This is a genomic window from Aquimarina atlantica (genome assembly GCF_000626715.1).
GTDB lineage: Bacteria > Bacteroidota > Bacteroidia > Flavobacteriales > Flavobacteriaceae > Aquimarina > Aquimarina atlantica.
The window spans coordinates 203,665-222,584 of the sequence record NZ_AQRA01000008.1; the positions used below are offsets into that span (position 1 = coordinate 203,665).

The window sequence follows — 18,920 nt, forward strand, 5'->3', positions numbered from 1 at the left end:
TGTGCTGCTGGCATAAAAACAAATCATCAATAAATAATATTAGTTATCAAAAACTTTGCAACTTTGCTTCTTTTAGACTTTGTAACTAGCTATTTGTTAAACTAATATCCAACCTTCTCCCTAACTCTTGCTAATACAGTATTGGCAATAGCAGTAGCTTTTTGGGCTCCTATAGCCAGAGCTTCGTCTATTTCATTAAGATTATCCATATAATAGGCATAGCGTTCACGTTCAGAAGCAAATTTTTCAATCAGTAATTCATAAAAAGCTTGTTTTGCATGTCCATATCCGTAGTTTCCTCCCTGATAATTCTTACGCATTTCTTCTTGCTGTTCTACCGTAGCGATAAGCTTATATAACGCAAACAAGTTACAGGTATCTGGATCTTTTGGTTCTTCTAGCGGAGTACTATCGGTCTCGATAGACATAATCTGCTTACGTAGTTTTTTATCTGGTAAAAAGAGATTAATGATATTTCCTTTTGACTTACTCATTTTCCCACCGTCTGTTCCTGGCACATACATAGTTTCTTTTTGCACCTGGGCCTCAGGTATTACAAACATTTCACCCATTTGGTTATGCATTCGTGAAGCTACATCTCGAGTCATTTCAAGATGTTGTAGCTGATCTTTTCCTACAGGAATAATCTCTGCATCATAGAGTAGGATATCGGCCGCCATTAGCATAGGATATGTAAATAATCCAGCGTTTACATCTTCAAGGCGATCTGCTTTATCCTTAAACGAATGTGCAAGTGTTAGTCGCTGATAAGGGAAAAAGCAGCTTAGATACCACGATAACTCTGTTACCTGTGGGATATCACTCTGTCGATAAAAAACAGTTTTTTCTATATCCAGCCCACAAGCCAACCAGGCAGCAGCAGTAGAGTAGGTGTTTTCTCGTAATGTCTTGGCATCCTTTATTTGTGTAAGCGAGTGCATATTGGCAATAAATAAAAACGAATCGTTTTCTGGCTCATTGGCCATTTGGATTGCCGGTATGATAGCTCCTAAGAGGTTTCCTAAATGCGGAGTGCCTGTACTCTGTATTCCTGTTAGAATTCTGGACATGGTAATATATTATCTTTTATTACGGTTTTAAGTTGTAAACCCTGGTTAAGTATCTTATTAATTTCTAAAATTTAATGAAGTATTTAGTTTACAGATTTTAGTATTATAAATAATGTTCTGCCTGCTTATACTTCAAGTATATAACTATACTATTTTCGGCAAAGGTAATTTTTTTGTTCACATAGCTCAAACCAATTGTGTATTTTTGGGGAGATGCATATACTAAGAAACATACTTATCCTACTATGGCGTATCTGGTTTTATATCGTTATGGGTATACCTATACTTATTATGTTTCCTGTGTTATTAGTGCTTTCGTCGAGAGAAGAATGGTATTCACAATTTTTTGTAGTTGCTAGGTTATGGGCAAAAATCGTGTTGTATGGATCCGGTTTTTTACCCAAAGTTACCAAAGAAGCAGAACCAGATCGTAAAAAAAGTTACATGTTTGTTGCTAATCATACCTCGATGACCGACATTATGTTAATGCTGTATGCTATAAAAAATCCTTTTGTATTTGTAGGGAAAAAGGAATTGGCAAAAATCCCGATTTTTGGATTTTTCTATAAACGTACTTGTATATTGGTAGATCGAAGTAGCCAGCGAAGCAGGAAAGAAGTATTTGACCGTGCGCAGGCAAGGTTACATGATGGTACAAGTATTTGTATTTTTCCTGAAGGAGGAGTTCCCGATGATGAATCTGTGATTTTGGATGAATTTAAAGATGGAGCCTTCAGATTAGCGATAGATCACCAAATTCCTATTGTACCGTTAGTGTTTTTAGATAATAAAAAGCGATTTTCATACACTTTTTTTAGCGGGAGCCCAGGAATTATGAGAGCTCGTGTTCTTAAAGAGGTCCCTACAGAAGGATTAACACAAGAGCATAAAAAAGAGCTGAAAGAAAAAACACATACTCTTATTTTAAAAAAATTAGAAGCAGATCTAACTATATGAAAAACCGAAAGCCGCTTCTCCCCAGAAACGGCTTTGTTCATCATTGCTTTTTAAAGCAATAACTACCTAACCAACTAAAAAATCTTTATATTTCTTAAAATTTGATACTTACTCCAGTGTATACTCCAAAATAGTATGGTTTAAAATTATTGGCATTGTCATTAAATGCATTAAACTGATATTTAAAAATAGGCTCAAGATTAATCTCAAATTGATCTGATATTTTATAATCGACACCCAACCCTATATTACCACTAAAACTTACATCATTAAGATTGCTGGCTTCGCCTATAGGAGTTTCAAAATCACCAGCCTCTATAGAGATTTCGTTATCCTGTAAGAATAATGTACTGATACCCCCAATCATATTTACTCCAATTTTTTTATCAACCAAAGCATATTTCATTTCAACCGGAACTTCTAAATAGGCAATACTTTGATTAAGTAATCCTACATTTTGCTTTTGTTCTATCGCATTTCTGTTAAGATCAGAAAATTCTGGCCCGATATCGGTGTTTCTTACGTTTCCAATGTCAGAAATCAAAATGGCTCCAGCAGTAGAATTGTAACTTACATTTTCTAGATTTTGACCAACAGCAGATGGAGAAAAACCAACACCTTCGGTATTATAACTAAGATCTACTTTGTTTACCCCAGAACGAACACTAAATCTTTTATTAATAGCGTAAGAAACATGTATACCATAACTCATATTTACTTGCCCGCTTTTATTGTTATCTGCAAATTGAGCATCGATTGAAGATCCGCTTCCGATAGAACTATAATATACCGGGGCAACATTAGGTGCAACATTCCATTTTTTTGTTGATGTGGATTCTTCGGTTATTTCTTCATCTTCACCATCTTTATGTATAGCATCAAAAATAGATTTCTTACCATTGTCATTTGCATTCTCAACACCTTCTTTGGGAGTTTTGTTGTTTCTATCGTTATTATCACTATTCTTTTCTGCTAAACCTTGAGTGTTTGTGTTACTTTTCTCATTTGGCGTTGTAAAAAGAGGATGTTCTTTTTCTGAAATAAACTTTTTATTCTGCTGATCAGCTATAGTGGTTTTTTCTGTTGTATTCTCTTGCGCAACAATAGGGTCTTCTTTTTGCTTAGAAGCGATTTGTGCGGTACTGCTATTATTTGTTGCAGAATGATTCACTATTGGGTTCTTAGTTACAGAATGGGAGGAAGGGTTAAATTTATCACCATTTTTGGGTTTTGAAGGCACTTGCTCCAAGGCCTTAACAACTGCATTTTCTTTGGTAGTAGAAGGCTTAAAATAGTTATGTTGACCAGCATCATTATCCTGATCAGGATTAGTGTTTTTTGGTTTTTGATTAGTTGGGTTGGTTTCTTTTTCTTCTGAAATGACTATAACATCTTCTGTAGGAGATTTAACCTGCTTGTTAGGTGTTGTTTCTGTATGTTCAATTATATTTTGAGTATCAGAATCTGTGATGGTATCATTTTGTTGTAGATCATTAGTGTTAAACGGTAAAGAGCTTATACCAAATATAAGTGCAATTAATGCTGCAACACCAGCAACTCTATACCAAAATGGTATTAGAAAAACTCTTTTTTTGTTTTTATTTTGACGTGCCTTTATTTTTTCCCATACTATTTCATCGGGAATGACTTCAAAATCTTTGAATTTTTCCTGAAATAAACGATCTATATTTTTTTTATCACTCATCTTCGTTCTTCAATTGGTCGAACATAAAGCTCTTGGTTGGTTTGTAATTTTTCTTTTAAAATATTTCTTGCTCTAGCCAGATTAGATTTAGAGGTTCCTACAGATATTTCTAACATCTCTGCAACTTCTTTATGAGAATAACCATCTAACACATAAAGATTAAATACTAACCGATATCGATCGGGTAGTTGCTGTATAATCTCTAAAAGATAATCCAGAGAAATCTCTTCTTCATCTACTTCAACTTCAACTTCTTCAATCTGTTCTTCATTAATGATATCAAAAACTTTTTGTTTCCGATATTTTTGTAACGCTGTATTAATAGTTACTCGTTTTATCCACCCCTCAAAAGAGCCTTGGTTTTTATATTGACCAATTTTATCAAAAATGGTTATAAAAGCATCTTGCAAGGTATCTTCTGCACTCGAGGTATCGCTAGAATATTTTAAGCAAATCGAAAACAATTTACTGCTGTATAATCTATACAATTGTTCTTGCGCCTGAGCATTTTTTTTCTTACATCTTTTTATGAGTTGGTCTAAACCCACTAACAACTATTTTTAGTTTGCCCATTTTCTAATGCATAAAAACGGGTTTAATTTATAATACAGGTACTTCTACGGTTAAAAATTGATTATCTCCATTTTCGTCTCTTCCTTGCCAGAACCTAAAGATGTAAGAATCTTCATTTCCTACCAAAAAATCAAAAGACACTTCGACTAGATCTGTCGTTTCTAAATCGTTACAATTACCTCTGTTAACTACTAAATTAACTACAGATACTGTTCGTTCATTTCCTAGTCTGTCATAATCAAATCCAGCAAAAGAATGGCAATCTGTTGGTCTGTAATAAGACACAGTAATTGTATATATTTCTTCTCGATTAAACTGATCGGGAAGTGAAGCTTCCTGTACAGTAGCTAATTCATAAAAGAAACTTGTTCCATTGTCGTCATCAGAACATCCGGTTAAGATAACTGCAATAAAAAATGTTAAAACTATTTTTATCCTTCTCATTTTCTTGGGGTTTTGAGAGATCGTATAATACATCCATTAGGTAGATGCTCTAATGCAGATAAGGTTGCTTTTAAGGTATAAAAAAATCCCGAAGCTTCGGGATTTTAGTATTTTTATTAAGAAAGTTTTATTCTTTTGCAATTTTTATGGCTTCTTTGATTTTTTCTTCAAGTTCTTCCATAAGTTCTGGATTATCATTAAGTAAAGATTTCACTGCATCTCGTCCTTGCCCTAATTTAGTGTCTTGATAGCTAAACCAGGAGCCACTTTTCTTGATAATCTCATAGTCTACACCAATATCAATGATTTCTCCATTTTTAGAAATACCCTCTCCATACATGATATCAAATTCTGCAGTTCTAAAAGGTGGTGCCACTTTGTTTTTTACTACTTTAACTCGTGTTTTGTTTCCTTGTACTTCACTATTACTATCTTTGATCTGTGTAGAACGACGAATATCTAAACGTACTGAAGCATAAAATTTTAAAGCGTTACCACCAGTGGTCGTTTCGGGATTTCCAAACATTACCCCGATTTTTTCACGAAGCTGATTAATAAAAATTACGGTACAATTGGTTTTACTAATTGAACTGGTTAATTTTCGAAGCGCCTGAGACATTAAACGTGCATGAAGCCCCATTTTAGAATCCCCCATTTCACCTTCGATTTCACTTTTAGGAGTAAGTGCTGCCACAGAATCAATAACGATAATATCGATAGCCCCAGACCTGATTAGGTTATCAGCAATCTCTAAAGCCTGCTCCCCATGATCTGGTTGAGAAATAATTAGATTATCTATATCTACGCCTAATTTTTCTGCATAAAAACGATCAAAAGCATGCTCTGCATCAATAAATGCTGCAATACCTCCGGCTTTTTGTGCCTGTGCAATAGCATGTAAAGTAAGTGTTGTTTTACCAGAAGATTCTGGCCCGTAAATTTCAACGACTCTTCCTTTAGGATATCCACCTACACCTAATGCAAGATCTAAACCGAGAGAGCCTGTAGGAATTACATCTACTTCTTGTACAGAACTGTCACTCATCTTCATTACAGTTCCTTTTCCGTAGGCCTTATCTAATTTATCAAGGGTAAGTTTTAATGCTTTTAATTTTGCGTCTTTCTCTGTACTCATTTGTTGTTCAAATATATCGGGATTTGACATTGATAATAAACTTTTTGCTAAAATACTATTTCTTTTTGTAGTTGGGATGCGGATTCTAAAATCGTTATTAACAACAAACACTTGCACTTTATTTTAAGATTTAGAGTTTTTTAAATTGTAACTAAACACTGATCACATATTTTTTTAGGGGTATAGCGCAACCCTTTTGTTTTTATAGCATCTACATAAAAAGCAAACATGAACAAAAGCAGAAGGAAAGAGAAAGATGAAATTTCTTAAAAAGGTCGTAAGACATAATCTTGATGGCTGCACAATTACTAAAATTAGTAATTGTATAGTAGAAGGTGGCTAGCTTCGTTATTATATTTTTTAATCGTTAAATTATTTAATAACGAATTAGCCCAAAAAATGCCTTGAAATTTATTCCAAGGCATTTTTTATATTCAAAAATTAGAATTTATTGATTTGCATTATCAGAGTTGTCTGTGTCTCTGGGGTCGCACAAAGGATTTGAAGGAAACCTATCGCAAAAACCGTTTCCACCATTGATACTTTGTTGTTCTTTTTTATTCAGTGTTTTTGATCCGATTAAACCTGTTAAGTGTTTCATTTTATGAGATTTTAAGATTATGTATAAATATAGAACATTTGTAGAAATTTAATATGAGTTTTATTTATTTGAAAAAGATGAATTACTTCAGGTAAAAATATAGGTTGCGAATTCCATTTTTCGGGACTGAGATTTTTTTAACAAAAAAAAATAAGGTTAGAGGTGGAAAGGAAATTTTTTACCATGCTAAAACTCAAATAGCAGCCTTTGGATATTGCTTTATGATTTGTATTTTTGCCAAAAAATAAATAGTTTCTTTTAACTTAAAACGTAAGTATAGCATGCAACTGTACAACAAATTAAGTGCAAAAGAAAGAGCAGCTCTTATCGATGAAGCCGGCACAGACCGACTTACGCTATCTTTCTATGCATATGCACATATTGGGAATCCACAAATTTTTAGAAATCACCTTTTTATTCATTGGAATGAACTTGATGTCTTGGGTCGTATCTATGTGGCTAAAGAAGGTATAAATGGACAGTTATCTGTTCCTGCACCTAATTTTGAAGCTTTTAAAAAACACTTAGACAGTATTTCTTTTCTAGAAAATGTACGCCTTAATATTGCAAGAGAGCAAGACACAAAATCCTTTTTGAAACTAAAAGTCAAAGTTCGTAAAAAGATTGTAGCAGATGGATTAGATGACGATACATTCGATGTAACCAACAAAGGAGTGCATGTTGATGCTTCTGCGTTTAATGAACTTATCGAAGATCCTAATACGGTACTGGTCGATATGCGTAATCATTATGAAAGTGAAATAGGTCATTTTAAAGGAGCCGTTACACCCGATGTAGATACGTTTAGAGATTCTTTGGATATCATCGAAGAAGATCTTAAAGATCATAAAGAAGATAAAAAACTGGTAATGTATTGTACTGGGGGTATACGCTGTGAGAAAGCCAGTGCATATTATAAGCATAAAGGATTTAAAAATGTATTTCAATTAGAAGGGGGGATTATAGAATATGCGAGGCAAGTCGAAGCTCAAGGTTTAGAAAATAAATTTCTGGGTAAAAACTTTGTGTTTGATCATAGAAGAGCAGAGCGTATTTCTGACGATATAATCGCTAATTGTCATCAATGTGGTACCCCATGTGATACCCATGTGAATTGTGAAAATGAAGCATGCCACCTATTGTTTATACAATGTGAAAATTGTGCGGCAGAGCTAGAAAACTGTTGCTCGACAGAGTGTATGGAAGTTAATAGATTATCATTTGAAGAACAAAAAGCATTGCGAAAAGGTAAAGGAAATAGTAATAAAATCTTTAAAAAAGGTCGTTCTGAAGCATTAAAATATAAAAAGTAACACCTAAAAAGGTGAAGATACTATAGCAGATAGTTTTTTTTATCCTCATTTCATAGTATCTTTAACGATTGATACGTTAGAAATTATATATTTCTAACTTTAGTAAGAACCATATTTGTTGCGATTATGATCGCAGACAAATTTCAATATAGATAAAAAATATGGGGTGTAACAGTTGTTCCTCCGCAAAAGACGGGCAACCTAAGGGTTGTAAGAATAATGGTACCTGTGGTACAGATGGTTGCAATAAATTAACGGTTTTTGATTGGTTATCCAATATGTCACTTCCTGGTGGATCATTACCTTTTTCTTATGTTGAAATACGATTTAAGAACGGTAGAAAAAATTTCTTTAAAAATACAGAAAATCTTTCTTTAAGCATTGGAGATATTGTTGCAACAGAGTCTTCTCCTGGTCATGATGTAGGAATTGTTACTCTTACTGGAGAGTTAGTTCGTATCCAGATGAAAAAAAAGAAAGTAGAACTTGATAGTGAAGACATAAAAAAAGTCTACCGAAAAGCATCTCAAAAAGATATTGATATATGGCAAAAAGCTCGTGACAGAGAAGAAGCTATGAAGGTTCGTGCTCGGGAAATCGCAATTCGATTAGAGCTGCAAATGAAAATTTCTGATATCGAATTTCAAGGTGATGGATCTAAAGCTACTTTTTATTACACAGCAGAAGAGCGAGTAGACTTTAGGCAGTTAATAAAGGAGTTTGCGCACGAGTTTAATACTCGTATAGAAATGCGACAAGTAGGCTTTAGGCAAGAAGCTGCACGATTAGGAGGTATTGGTTCCTGTGGGAGGGAACTATGTTGTTCTACCTGGCTTACCGATTTCAGATCAGTAAATACTAGTGCAGCTAGGTACCAGCAATTATCTTTAAACCCGCAAAAACTTGCTGGTCAATGCGGAAAACTAAAATGTTGTCTTAATTATGAATTAGATGCATATATAGATGCACTTAATAGTTTTCCTAAAACAGACATAAAGCTTCGAACAGATAAAGGAACTGCTGTATGTCAAAAAATAGATATTTTTAAAGGATTGTTGTGGTATGCTTATGAAGGCGAATGGATGAATTGGCACAGAATATCTACCGAAGATGTTAATGAAATTATTGCGGCAAACAAGAACAATGAAAAAGTAGCGAGCTTAGAAGATTTTGCTTCAGAATTAATAGAAGATACTAAAACAGATTTTGAGAACGTTGTAGGACAAGATAGCTTAACGCGATTTGATCAGCCTAAACGTAGCAAAAGAAGGAATCGTAACAAAAGAAAAAATAAAAACAGGAGATCTTCAGATAAGCAAACAGCAGTTTCAAATAAATCAAAAGAAGGGAATTCTGATAGAACAAATAAATCAAATAATCGAGGTAATAAAAAACGTAGGTCTCGTAATAGGAATAATGATAAAACTTAGGTTTTTTTTAATAGTATGTATTGTAATTGGTATGATCTCCTGCGATGATAAGCAGGTTTTCGATACTTATCATACAGTAGCTAATGCATGGGAAATGGATGAGAAAGTGAGTTTTACACTTCCAGAACTCGACACAACACAACCCTATAATTTGTTTATAAATATTCGTAATAATAATGAATACAAATACAGCAATTTGTTTTTAATTAGTGAAATGAAATTTCCGAACGGTAAGATAGTTACTGATACCTTAGAGTATCGTCTTGCAGCACCTGATGGAAAATGGTTAGGAACAGGTTTTTCTGATCTTAAAGAAAATAAATTGTGGTATAAAGAAAATGTAAGTTTTAAAGAAAAAGGAAATTATACGATAACTATAGAGCATGCTATGAGAAAGAATGGTGAAGTAAATGGGATATCGTCATTAGAAGGAATTACAGATATAGGATTTAGGATAGAAAATGTTCAAAATCCCTAATAAATTATAAAAATAGAACCTATCTTCTATCCAGGATAGGCAAAAAATATCATTAAAATACTTTTAGAGAAAGGTCGGATAATGAGGACATCAACAAAAAGGGAAAAACCTCTTCTGATCTTTTAAAAAATAGAATTAAATAGCTGAGATATGGCAAAGGCAAAACCCAAATCAACAAAAAAAAGAACAAAAACTCCTGCGAGTAATACCATAAAATACATAAAAGCATTTTGGATACTATTTGGATCAGGATTGTTTTTAATAGCCTTACTTTTTCTTCTGGCTAGTTGGGGCGTTTATGGAGAAATGCCTAAATTCGAAGAATTAGAAAACCCGCAAAATGACTTGGCAACCCAGATTATCTCTTCAGATGGGGTGCAAATAGGAACCTTTTTTAAAGAAAATCGTACTCCTGTAAGTTATGAAGATCTACCACAACATTTGGTTGATGCCTTGGTGGCAACAGAAGATGCCAGATATTATGATCACTCTGGGATAGATGCCAGAGGAACATTAAGAGCATTTGTTTTTTTAGGAACCAAAGGAGGGGCAAGTACGATATCACAACAGCTAGCCAAGCAATTATTTACCGGAGGGTCAAAGAATAAGATCGAGCGATATTTGCAAAAAATACAGGAATGGGTAATTGCAACTCGTTTAGAGAGACAATATACCAAGAAAGAAATTGTAACGATGTATCTTAATAAATATGATTTTCTTAATCAGGCTATTGGTATAAGTTCTGCATCGAGAATTTATTTCGGAAAAAGCCCTAAAGATCTTAATGTAGAAGAAGCAGCTGTATTGGTAGGAATGTTAAAAAATTCATCACTTTATAATCCACTTCGTAGACCAGAAATGGTAAAAACAAGAAGAGATGTGGTTCTTAATCAGATGGAGAAATATGAGTACATTACAGAAAAACAACGAGATAGTTTAAAACAATTACCACTTAAACTGGATTACTCTCCAGAAGGTCATAATGATGGGACTGCAACTTATTTTAGAGAATACGTAAGAAGTTGGATGTCAAAATGGGTAAAAGAGAATCCTAAAGGAGAAAATGCTGATGGCGATCCCGAATATTTTGATATCTATAGAGATGGATTACGAATTAATGTAACTATAGATTCTCGTATGCAAAAATATGCCGAAGAAGCAGTACAGGAGCATATGGCAAATCTTCAAAAAGAATTTGATAAACAAGAAAAAGATAATAAAACCACTCCTTTTAGAGATTTAACAGAGGATGAAGTAAAAAGAATACTGAATCGTAGTATTAAATCTTCTGCCAGGTGGAAAAAGATGCTTAGCCAGGGTAAAAGCGAAAAAGAAATAAGACAGTCTTTTGATAAAAAGGCAGAGATGAGCATATTTAGTTGGAAAGGAGAAATAGACACAATAATGACTCCTAAGGATTCTATCTTATATTATAAAAAGTTTTTACGCTCGGGATTAATGTCGATGGAACCACAAACCGGGCATGTTAAAGCTTGGGTAGGAGGAGTAAATTATAAGCATTTTCAGTATGATCATGTATATCAGGGTGCACGACAGGTAGGATCTACATTTAAGCCTTTTGTGTATGCAACTGCAATCGACCAACTTAAACTTTCTCCTTGCGATACATTGCCAAAATCTCAAATAACAATTTCGGCAGGTTCTCATGGTGTAATTGATAATGACTGGACACCAAAAAATAGTGATGCAGATTATACAGGGTATATGAGTCTTAAAGAAGCATTAGCCAAATCTGTGAATACAATTTCTGCTCGTTTAATGGATAGAATCGGGCCAGAACCTATTGTTCGTCTTGCAAAGAAAATGGGAGTAGAATCAGATATTCTTGAAGTAGCTTCTATAGCATTAGGATCAGTAGATTTGAAATTATCAGAAATGGTAGGAGCCTATAGTACATTTGCGAATCAGGGAATATATACCAAACCGGTAACCATTACTAGTATAGAAGATAAAAACGGAACTGTTTTATATCAGTTTGTTCCCGAAACAAGTGATGTGATTAGTAAAGAAGCTGCCTATGTGACCATTAATCTAATGGAAGGTGTTACCCAATCTGGTTCTGGAGTACGTTTGCGTACAGGACCTTCATCGAGATATGATATAAAAAATGTAGTCACTGGCCACCCATACAAGTTTACAAACCCTATAGCGGGTAAAACAGGAACAACACAAAATCAAAGTGATGGTTGGTTTATGGGTATTGTTCCTAACCTTTGTACAGGAGTTTGGGTTGGAGGAGATGATAGAGCTACGCATTTTAGAACAACTACTTTTGGTCAGGGAGCTACAATGGCATTACCGGTCTGGGCACTATTTATGAGAAAATGCTATGAAGATAAAACATTAAAGATTTCTAAAGAAGCTTTTCCTAAGCCAGAAAACTTAACTATCGAAGTAGATTGCAAGGCTTTTAAGAGAAATAATATCCAGGATGAGAACATAGATGAGTTCAGTCTTTAAAATAAGCTTTACCTGGTTTAAAAGATTCTTAAAACTATCTAATTTCAAAAGATGAGATACTGTTTTTTTTAGTACTTTTAGTCTGCTAAAATTAGAACACTATGATTCGTAAAACGGTACCCAATGTTACCGAAGCTTTGGTTGGTATCAAAGATGATATGACCTTTATGCTTGGAGGGTTTGGCCTATGTGGTATTCCCGAAAATACTATTACAGAACTTGTAAAATCAAATATCAAAGGTCTTACCTGTATATCCAATAATGCAGGAGTTGATGATTTTGGATTAGGGCTTCTACTTCAAAAAAAGCAAATCAAAAAAATGATCTCTTCTTATGTAGGAGAAAATGATGAATTCGAGCGTCAAATGCTTAGCGGCGAATTAGATGTAGAGCTTATCCCACAAGGAACGTTGGCAGAAAGATGTCGTGCTGCTCAGGGAGGTTTTCCTGCAATCTATACTCCGGCAGGTTATGGTACCGAAGTAGCCGAAGGAAAAGAGACTCGAGAATTTAATGGCAAAATGTATGTGTTAGAGCATGCGTTTAAAGCCGATTTTGCATTTGTGAAAGCCTGGAAAGGCGATGAAGCCGGAAATTTGATCTTTAAAGGAACTGCAAGAAACTTTAATCCTTGTATGTGTGGTGCTGCAAAAATAACAGTGGCCGAGGTAGAAGAATTAGTTCCCGCAGGAACCTTAGACCCAGACCATATACATATTCCGGGGATATTTGTTCAGCGAATTTTTCAAGGACAAGATTATGAAAAAAGAATCGAGCAACGTACAGTTCGTAAAAAAGAAGAAGTTTAATCTTTTTTGATAGATGTAAAATCATTTTTATAACCTATCGAAAAAAGAGTATATCACTTCAAATTAATATTATTTGTTTTTAAAACCTTAAATACACACAAATTATGGCTGCATTACGATTAGGAGATGAAGCACCAAACTTCATTGCACAAACTACAGAAGGAGAAATAGATTTTCATAATTGGTTAGGAGAAAATTGGGGAATTCTATTTTCACATCCGGCAGATTATACTCCTGTTTGTACTACAGAATTAGGTACAGTATCAAAATACACAAATGAATTTAATAAACGCAATGTAAAAGTTGCTGCACTAAGTGTAGATGGCTTAGAATCTCATCATGGGTGGATTAAAGATATTAATGAAACACAAGACACAACAGTTAATTTTCCTATCATAGCTGATGAGGATAGAAAGGTATCAGAATTATATGATATGATTCATCCTAATGCAGATAGTCAACTAACAGTACGTTCTGTTTTTGTAATAGCACCAGATAAAAAAATCAAACTTACAATAACATATCCAGCTTCTACAGGAAGAAATTTTGATGAGCTATTGCGCGTTATTGATTCGCTTCAGTTAACGGCATATCATAAAGTGGCCACACCTGCAAATTGGAATCCTGGAGAAGATTGCGTTATTGTACCCTCTGTACCTAATGAAGAAATAGCCGAATTATTCCCAAAAGGGTATAAAGAGGTAAAACCTTATTTAAGGATGACACCTCAGCCTAATTTAAATTAGCAAGTATGAAATAAGCCATAACAATTAGGTTGATACCCAACCGAAATGATTATATGGCGATTCCATCTGACCATTGAAAAATAATAAATACATAAACAGATGAAACGAACATTAAGAAATTTAAAAATTACTTCACAAAAGTTGATGTTTAAAATTCTTAATGAGAGAACGAAGTGGTTATACACGTTCTCAATTTTATAATTAACGTATAATCAAATAATTACTAAAATTTAAACATGTGAAATTAGAGTTTACATGCTCTCAATGTAAGATTCAAAATAAATTTAAACCAGTAACAGCAACCAGAGGTGAATTACAAATGAAAATTGGTGATGAAGTACAGGTTACGTGCAAGTATTGTAATAAAGAAGATAAAAAACATATCAATAGAATAGATGCGGTTGTTGATAATAGAAAAGTACTCTTTGCATTTATAATAAGTGGGATAGTTGCTATTGTTCTTTTAAGTTTTTATGGTCTTATAGCTTTGGCTGTGGTCTCTATACCATTATTAATATGGGTTCAGGAAAGTAAGTCAACCAATCATTTTAATTCATATAAGATTAGAAGAAAATAATTATGTTAGATAAAAACGGAATTGCAAAGCGTATTGCTAAAGAACTACAGGACGGATATTTTGTAAACCTGGGAATAGGTATACCTACATTGGTGGCCAATTATATCCCTCAAGGTATAGAAGTAGAGTTTCAAAGCGAAAATGGTGTTTTAGGAATGGGACCATTTCCTTTTGAAGGAGAAGAAGATGCCGATATTATAAATGCGGGAAAACAAACGATTACTACAATGCCAGGGGCATCATTTTTTGACTCTGCAATGAGTTTTGGTATGATTCGGGGACAACACGTTGACTTAACAATTTTGGGAGCAATGGAGGTTTCTGAAAATGGAGATATAGCTAACTGGAAAATCCCAGGCAAAATGGTTAAAGGAATGGGAGGAGCAATGGATCTAGTAGCTAGTGCAGAGAATATTATTGTAGCTATGATGCATACCAATAAGGCTGGAGCGTCTAAATTGCTAAAAAAATGTTCACTTCCACTTACCGGAGTTAACTGCGTAAAAAAAATAGTTACAAATCTGGCCTTTTTAGAAGTTACTGATAAAGGATTTAAACTTTTAGAAAGAGCACCGGGAGTATCTGTAGAAGAAATTAAGAATGCTACAGAAGGAAACCTCATAATTGAAGGCGATATTCCCGAAATGATATTAGATTGATTTAAATCTAATTCTAGGAATATAGTAACGAATAATAATTAAGTCTCTACGAATAATAAATCAATAAAAGAGTCGTTTAGGTATAACAGGATCTGATTATCTTGTTTTTGAAAGAAAAATACTACACTTTCAAGTGGATTCTTATACCCTTAAACCTTTGCTTTAACCTTTATAAACTAACATTTTACATTTAAATGTTAAAATTTAGTGTATTTCATCGATTTTTTTGTGTATTTAAACGTAATTGATGAAAAAATTTGCATATTAGTGTCCCGATAAAAAATAATGCCCCCTATACACATTATTTTTTAAAAGGATTAAAAAAATTATTAACCCACACAAGTTTCCCCTATTATGAAAAAACGTATAAATCGTCTACAGAAATCGATCAAACCTACAATGGAATTGATTTCAAACTGTGTTTATGTGGCGAAAAAAGTATTTTTGTTGATGTGATTTTTTGTTGTTAATTAATCAATCGCAACCTCCCCAAGTCGCGATGAATGAAACCTGTTAGCCTGTATAAGTTTAACAGGTTTTTTTTATATCCTTTTCAGACCTCACAGGTCTCTAAGACCTGTGAGGTCTATTTTTTTAATTAGAGTTAGGGTCGATGTTTAACGTAACTTCTAGAGTAGCTTTCTTTTTGAAACTTATTTTCCCTGCGGGATGGCATCTATTAGTTTTTTGGTATAGTCTTTTTTTGGGTTTTCATAAATCAAATCTGCATCGCCTTGCTCTTCTATTTTACCTTTGTTCATAACCAATAGCTGATCAGACATATATTTTACAACAGCCAGATCATGTGATATAAAAATATAGGTAAACCCAAAATTACTTTTTAACTCATTTAATAAGTTAAGCACTTGTGCTTGTACAGAAATATCTAATGCACTAACAGATTCATCACAGATAATAAGTTTTGGTTGTAACGCTATTGTACGCGCAATACCGATACGTTGTCGTTGCCCACCACTAAACTCGTGTGGGTAGCGGTTAAAATGCTCTTCGGTTAGACTTACACGTTGTAGTAGTTCTATAACCTTTTGCTTTCTTTCTTTGTCATTGTTGTATAAATTATGTGCTTGCATAGGTTCCATAATTGCTTTCCCAACAGTTAATCTTGGATTGAGGGATGCAAAAGGGTCCTGAAATATTAATTGAATTTCTTTTCGAAGACTTCGTATTTCAGAGGAAGATAATTGTGTAATATCACGCCCTTTGTAAATAACCTGACCACTATTGGCCTTATCTAATTGTAAAATGGTATTTCCTAAAGTGGATTTACCACAACCAGATTCTCCTACAAGCCCCAGGGTTTCGCCTTCATAGAGTTTAAAACTTACATCATCTACAGCTTTAAATTCTGCTTTTCCAAATAAACCAACCTTAGAAAAATAACTTTTTTCTACATTTATAACTTCGAGTAGAGGGGGTTGACTATACAAATTTTGATGATGTTGTTCTCGCTGTTCTTTAGTAATAATTTCCTTTTTTTGATCTGTATCTCCCAGAAAATCTGCAATAGTAGGTAGTTTTTGATACCTAACATTCATTGGGGGTCTTGCATTAATTAATGCTTTGGTGTATTCCTTTTGTGGAGTATGAAAAATGGTATCGATTGTCCCATATTCTATCATCTTTCCTTGATACATAACCAAAACATGATCTGCAACTTCTGAGACCAGTGAGAGATCATGAGAAATAAATAAAATACTCATTTTGTATTCTTCCTGTAGGCTTTTTAGCAAACCTATAATCTCTTTTTGTACCGTTACATCAAGTGCAGTTGTAGGTTCATCTGCAATAAGAAGTTTTGGCTTGCAAGCAATAGCCATAGCAATCATAATGCGTTGTTTTTGCCCTCCGCTTAATTGATGAGGATATGATTTATATGCTCGATCAGGTTCAGGAAGTTTTACTTTTTCGAATAAAGAAAGTACTTCTGCTTTTATTTCTGTTTTAGATAATGATGTATGCTGAAATAAGATTTCTGCGACTTGTTTTCCGCATTTCATAGAAGGATTTAAAGAACTCATAGGTTCCTGAAAAATCATAGCTATCTCATTACCACGAATCGCTCTGTATTCTTTTTCATTACAACTTAATAAAGAGATCCCATTATAGATAATATTTCCTTTAGTCACTTTAGAAATTTTATTAGGGAGTAGTCCCAGGATGGCTAACGAAGCAACAGATTTTCCGCTTCCCGACTCACCTACAACTCCTAGTATTTCGTTTTTATGAATGTCAAAAGAGACGTCATAGAGTACTTGGTTTTCTTTTTCTTCTGATAAAAAAGAGACACAAAGATTTTGTACAGAGAGCAGTGTAGTATTATCCATAACTTAAACGTTAGGTAAATTTAGGAAATTCGACGCTTTCACAGATTTCTTTTTACAACTATTTTGGTGTGATATTTGTTATCTTTACTTGTCAAAATATATTATGAGGCTACTTAAACTTTCTCTTCGTACACGAATTTTTATTTCCATGACCATCTTGGTATTACTAGCTTCAATTTTGATTGCTGCCGTTACGATCTATCAATATAAAGAAGAAGCAGAAGAATATCATCAAGGCCGATTAGAACGAAAAGAAGAACGAATTCAAATTGCAATCAACAATGCATTAAAAACTACGACCTATCCCGTTAATGAGGAAAATATAGCGTTAATTTTTAGAGAAAAAGATCGTATTTATCAAATTTCTGAAGAACATTCTATGCCTATTAATATTTATGGGCTTTCGGGAAAATTATTAGTTAAATCAGAAGGGGTCTTTGCAAAAGATACTACCGATATCCAAATTAACCCTCTTATTTTAGATACACTGGCTTCTCTTTATAATAAGAAGTATTTGGTAAAATCTGAAAAAAACGGAGAACGGTTTTTAACATCATATACCTATATTACCGATGTTCGATCCAAGCCTTTAGGGATATTACATTTGCCATATCTTGAAGATGATGATTTAATCACAAGAGAATTATTAGAGTTTTTGCAACGCCTGGGGCAGGTGTATTTGCTAATGCTTTTAGTGGCCATTGTTTTAGCCTATTTTTTATCGAAGTACATTACCAGATCCTTAAAGACAATTTCTGAAACTATAGACCAAACTCGATTAGATAAGCGAAATAAACGAATAGATATTGGTGATGCCAGTGAAGAAATCTATTCATTGGTAAATGCCTATAATAGTATGATCGATGAACTTGAGCAAAGTGCTGCAATGCTAGCCAAAAGCGAGCGAGAAGCGGCGTGGAGAGAAATGGCAAAACAGGTAGCACACGAAATTAAAAACCCATTAACGCCAATGCGGTTAACTGTACAAAGTTTTCAACGTAAGTTTGATCCCAATGACCCTAAAATTCATCAAAAAGTTCAGGAATATAGCGATACTTTGATCCAGCAAATCGATACGATGAGTTCTATTGCTTCGGCATTTTCAAATTTTGCACAGATGCCTGCACAAAAAAGCGAGACTCTGGATGTGGTAAAGATTATAGGACTGGCATTAGATATTTTTAATGAGGACTACATCATTTTTCCTTCAGAAAAAGAAAAAATCATTGCCAAATTTGATAGAACACAACTGATACGAGTAGTTACCAATTTAGTGAAAAACGGTATACAGGCAATTCCCGAAGATCGTATCCCCAAAATTATTGTGGATGTATTCTCTGAGAATGGAGAAGTTCTTATTACAGTTGCTGATAATGGAATTGGGATAACCGAGGAAAATACTAAGAAAGTTTTTGAACCTAAATTCACAACCAAAACCAGTGGTATGGGACTTGGATTAGGAATGGTGAAAAATATTGTGGAAACCTATAACGGAAGTATTACCTTTACATCAAAAGAAGGAAAAGGTACTGTTTTTAAAGTTAGATTTCCAAAAGAATAGTAAACTTTACTTCGGTTAATATATTGTCATGAAAGA

Annotated in this window: 17 protein-coding genes; 10 read left to right on the forward strand and 7 right to left on the reverse strand. The window is 33.8% G+C overall.

What is annotated here, in order from left to right; genetic code table 11:
* Nucleotides 1-101: 101 nt before the first annotated feature.
* On the reverse strand, nt 102-1,070 hold the full coding sequence (gene trpS, locus ATO12_RS18935) for a tryptophan--tRNA ligase (protein WP_034244992.1): 969 nt from the start codon (nt 1,068-1,070) through the stop codon (nt 102-104).
* Between the two features lie 213 nt (nt 1,071-1,283).
* On the opposite strand from trpS, the gene ATO12_RS18940 reads away from it, so the two are divergent.
* A complete protein-coding gene (locus tag ATO12_RS18940) occupies nt 1,284-2,027 on the forward strand; it encodes a lysophospholipid acyltransferase family protein (protein WP_034244995.1) in 744 nt (247 codons plus the stop codon).
* A 94-nt stretch (nt 2,028-2,121) separates the two neighbouring features.
* On the opposite strand, the gene ATO12_RS25090 is transcribed toward ATO12_RS18940, so the two are convergent.
* From ATO12_RS25090 to ATO12_RS26185, 5 genes are all read right to left on the reverse strand, one after another.
* A complete protein-coding gene (locus tag ATO12_RS25090; protein WP_051575951.1) occupies nt 2,122-3,732 on the reverse strand; it encodes an outer membrane beta-barrel protein in 1,611 nt (536 codons plus the stop codon).
* The gene (locus ATO12_RS18950; protein ID WP_034245245.1) at nt 3,729-4,280 is read right to left on the reverse strand and encodes an RNA polymerase sigma factor; all 552 of its coding nucleotides are present in this window, start codon (nt 4,278-4,280) and stop codon (nt 3,729-3,731) included. Before ATO12_RS18950 ends, ATO12_RS25090 begins: the two co-directional genes overlap by 4 nt.
* Nucleotides 4,281-4,332: 52 nt before the next feature.
* Nucleotides 4,333-4,749, reverse strand: a complete 417-nt coding sequence (locus tag ATO12_RS18955; protein ID WP_131248863.1) for a hypothetical protein — start codon at nt 4,747-4,749, stop codon at nt 4,333-4,335.
* A gap of 127 nt (nt 4,750-4,876) precedes the next feature.
* A complete protein-coding gene (recA, locus tag ATO12_RS18960) occupies nt 4,877-5,884 on the reverse strand; it encodes a recombinase RecA (RefSeq protein ID WP_034245252.1) in 1,008 nt (335 codons plus the stop codon).
* 448 nt (nt 5,885-6,332) lie between these two features.
* Nucleotides 6,333-6,485 carry a hypothetical protein gene (locus ATO12_RS26185; RefSeq protein ID WP_165583415.1) on the reverse strand — a complete coding sequence of 51 codons (153 nt, stop codon included), beginning with the start codon at nt 6,483-6,485 and terminating at the stop codon, nt 6,333-6,335.
* A gap of 281 nt (nt 6,486-6,766) precedes the next feature.
* Here ATO12_RS26185 and trhO point away from each other — a divergent pair, with 281 nt between their 5' ends.
* The 8 genes from trhO (at nt 6,767) to ATO12_RS19000 (ending at nt 14,978) form a co-directional block, all read left to right on the forward strand.
* Nucleotides 6,767-7,798, forward strand: a complete 1,032-nt coding sequence (gene trhO / locus ATO12_RS18965; protein ID WP_034244996.1) for an oxygen-dependent tRNA uridine(34) hydroxylase TrhO — start codon at nt 6,767-6,769, stop codon at nt 7,796-7,798.
* Nucleotides 7,799-7,959: 161 nt separating this feature from the next.
* The gene (locus ATO12_RS18970; RefSeq protein ID WP_034244998.1) at nt 7,960-9,228 is read left to right on the forward strand and encodes a PSP1 domain-containing protein; all 1,269 of its coding nucleotides are present in this window, start codon (nt 7,960-7,962) and stop codon (nt 9,226-9,228) included.
* A complete protein-coding gene (locus ATO12_RS18975; protein ID WP_034245000.1) occupies nt 9,215-9,706 on the forward strand; it encodes a gliding motility lipoprotein GldH in 492 nt (163 codons plus the stop codon). Before ATO12_RS18970 ends, ATO12_RS18975 begins: the two co-directional genes overlap by 14 nt.
* Nucleotides 9,707-9,856: 150 nt before the next feature.
* Nucleotides 9,857-12,187: a penicillin-binding protein 1A gene (locus ATO12_RS18980; RefSeq protein WP_034245002.1), complete on the forward strand. Its 2,331-nt coding sequence runs from the start codon at nt 9,857-9,859 to the stop codon at nt 12,185-12,187.
* Between the two features lie 101 nt (nt 12,188-12,288).
* Entirely contained in the window at nt 12,289-12,996 is a 708-nt protein-coding gene (locus ATO12_RS18985) for a CoA transferase subunit A (RefSeq protein ID WP_034245004.1), read from the forward strand.
* A 104-nt stretch (nt 12,997-13,100) separates the two neighbouring features.
* On the forward strand, nt 13,101-13,742 hold the full coding sequence (locus ATO12_RS18990) for a peroxiredoxin (protein WP_034245006.1): 642 nt from the start codon (nt 13,101-13,103) through the stop codon (nt 13,740-13,742).
* A gap of 238 nt (nt 13,743-13,980) precedes the next feature.
* Complete coding sequence (locus ATO12_RS18995; protein ID WP_034245009.1) at nt 13,981-14,319, forward strand: hypothetical protein; 339 nt, start codon at nt 13,981-13,983, stop codon at nt 14,317-14,319.
* A 2-nt stretch (nt 14,320-14,321) separates the two neighbouring features.
* Nucleotides 14,322-14,978, forward strand: a complete 657-nt coding sequence (locus ATO12_RS19000; protein ID WP_034245012.1) for a CoA transferase subunit B — start codon at nt 14,322-14,324, stop codon at nt 14,976-14,978.
* A gap of 653 nt (nt 14,979-15,631) precedes the next feature.
* Here ATO12_RS19000 and ATO12_RS19005 read toward each other — a convergent pair.
* Nucleotides 15,632-17,323, reverse strand: a complete 1,692-nt coding sequence (locus ATO12_RS19005; RefSeq protein WP_034245014.1) for an ABC transporter ATP-binding protein — start codon at nt 17,321-17,323, stop codon at nt 15,632-15,634.
* Between the two features lie 103 nt (nt 17,324-17,426).
* On the opposite strand from ATO12_RS19005, the gene ATO12_RS19010 reads away from it, so the two are divergent.
* Nucleotides 17,427-18,884 (forward strand): sensor histidine kinase, encoded by a 1,458-nt coding sequence (locus ATO12_RS19010; protein WP_034245016.1) that lies wholly within the window; start codon nt 17,427-17,429, stop codon nt 18,882-18,884.
* The last annotated feature ends 36 nt before the right edge of the window (nt 18,885-18,920 follow it).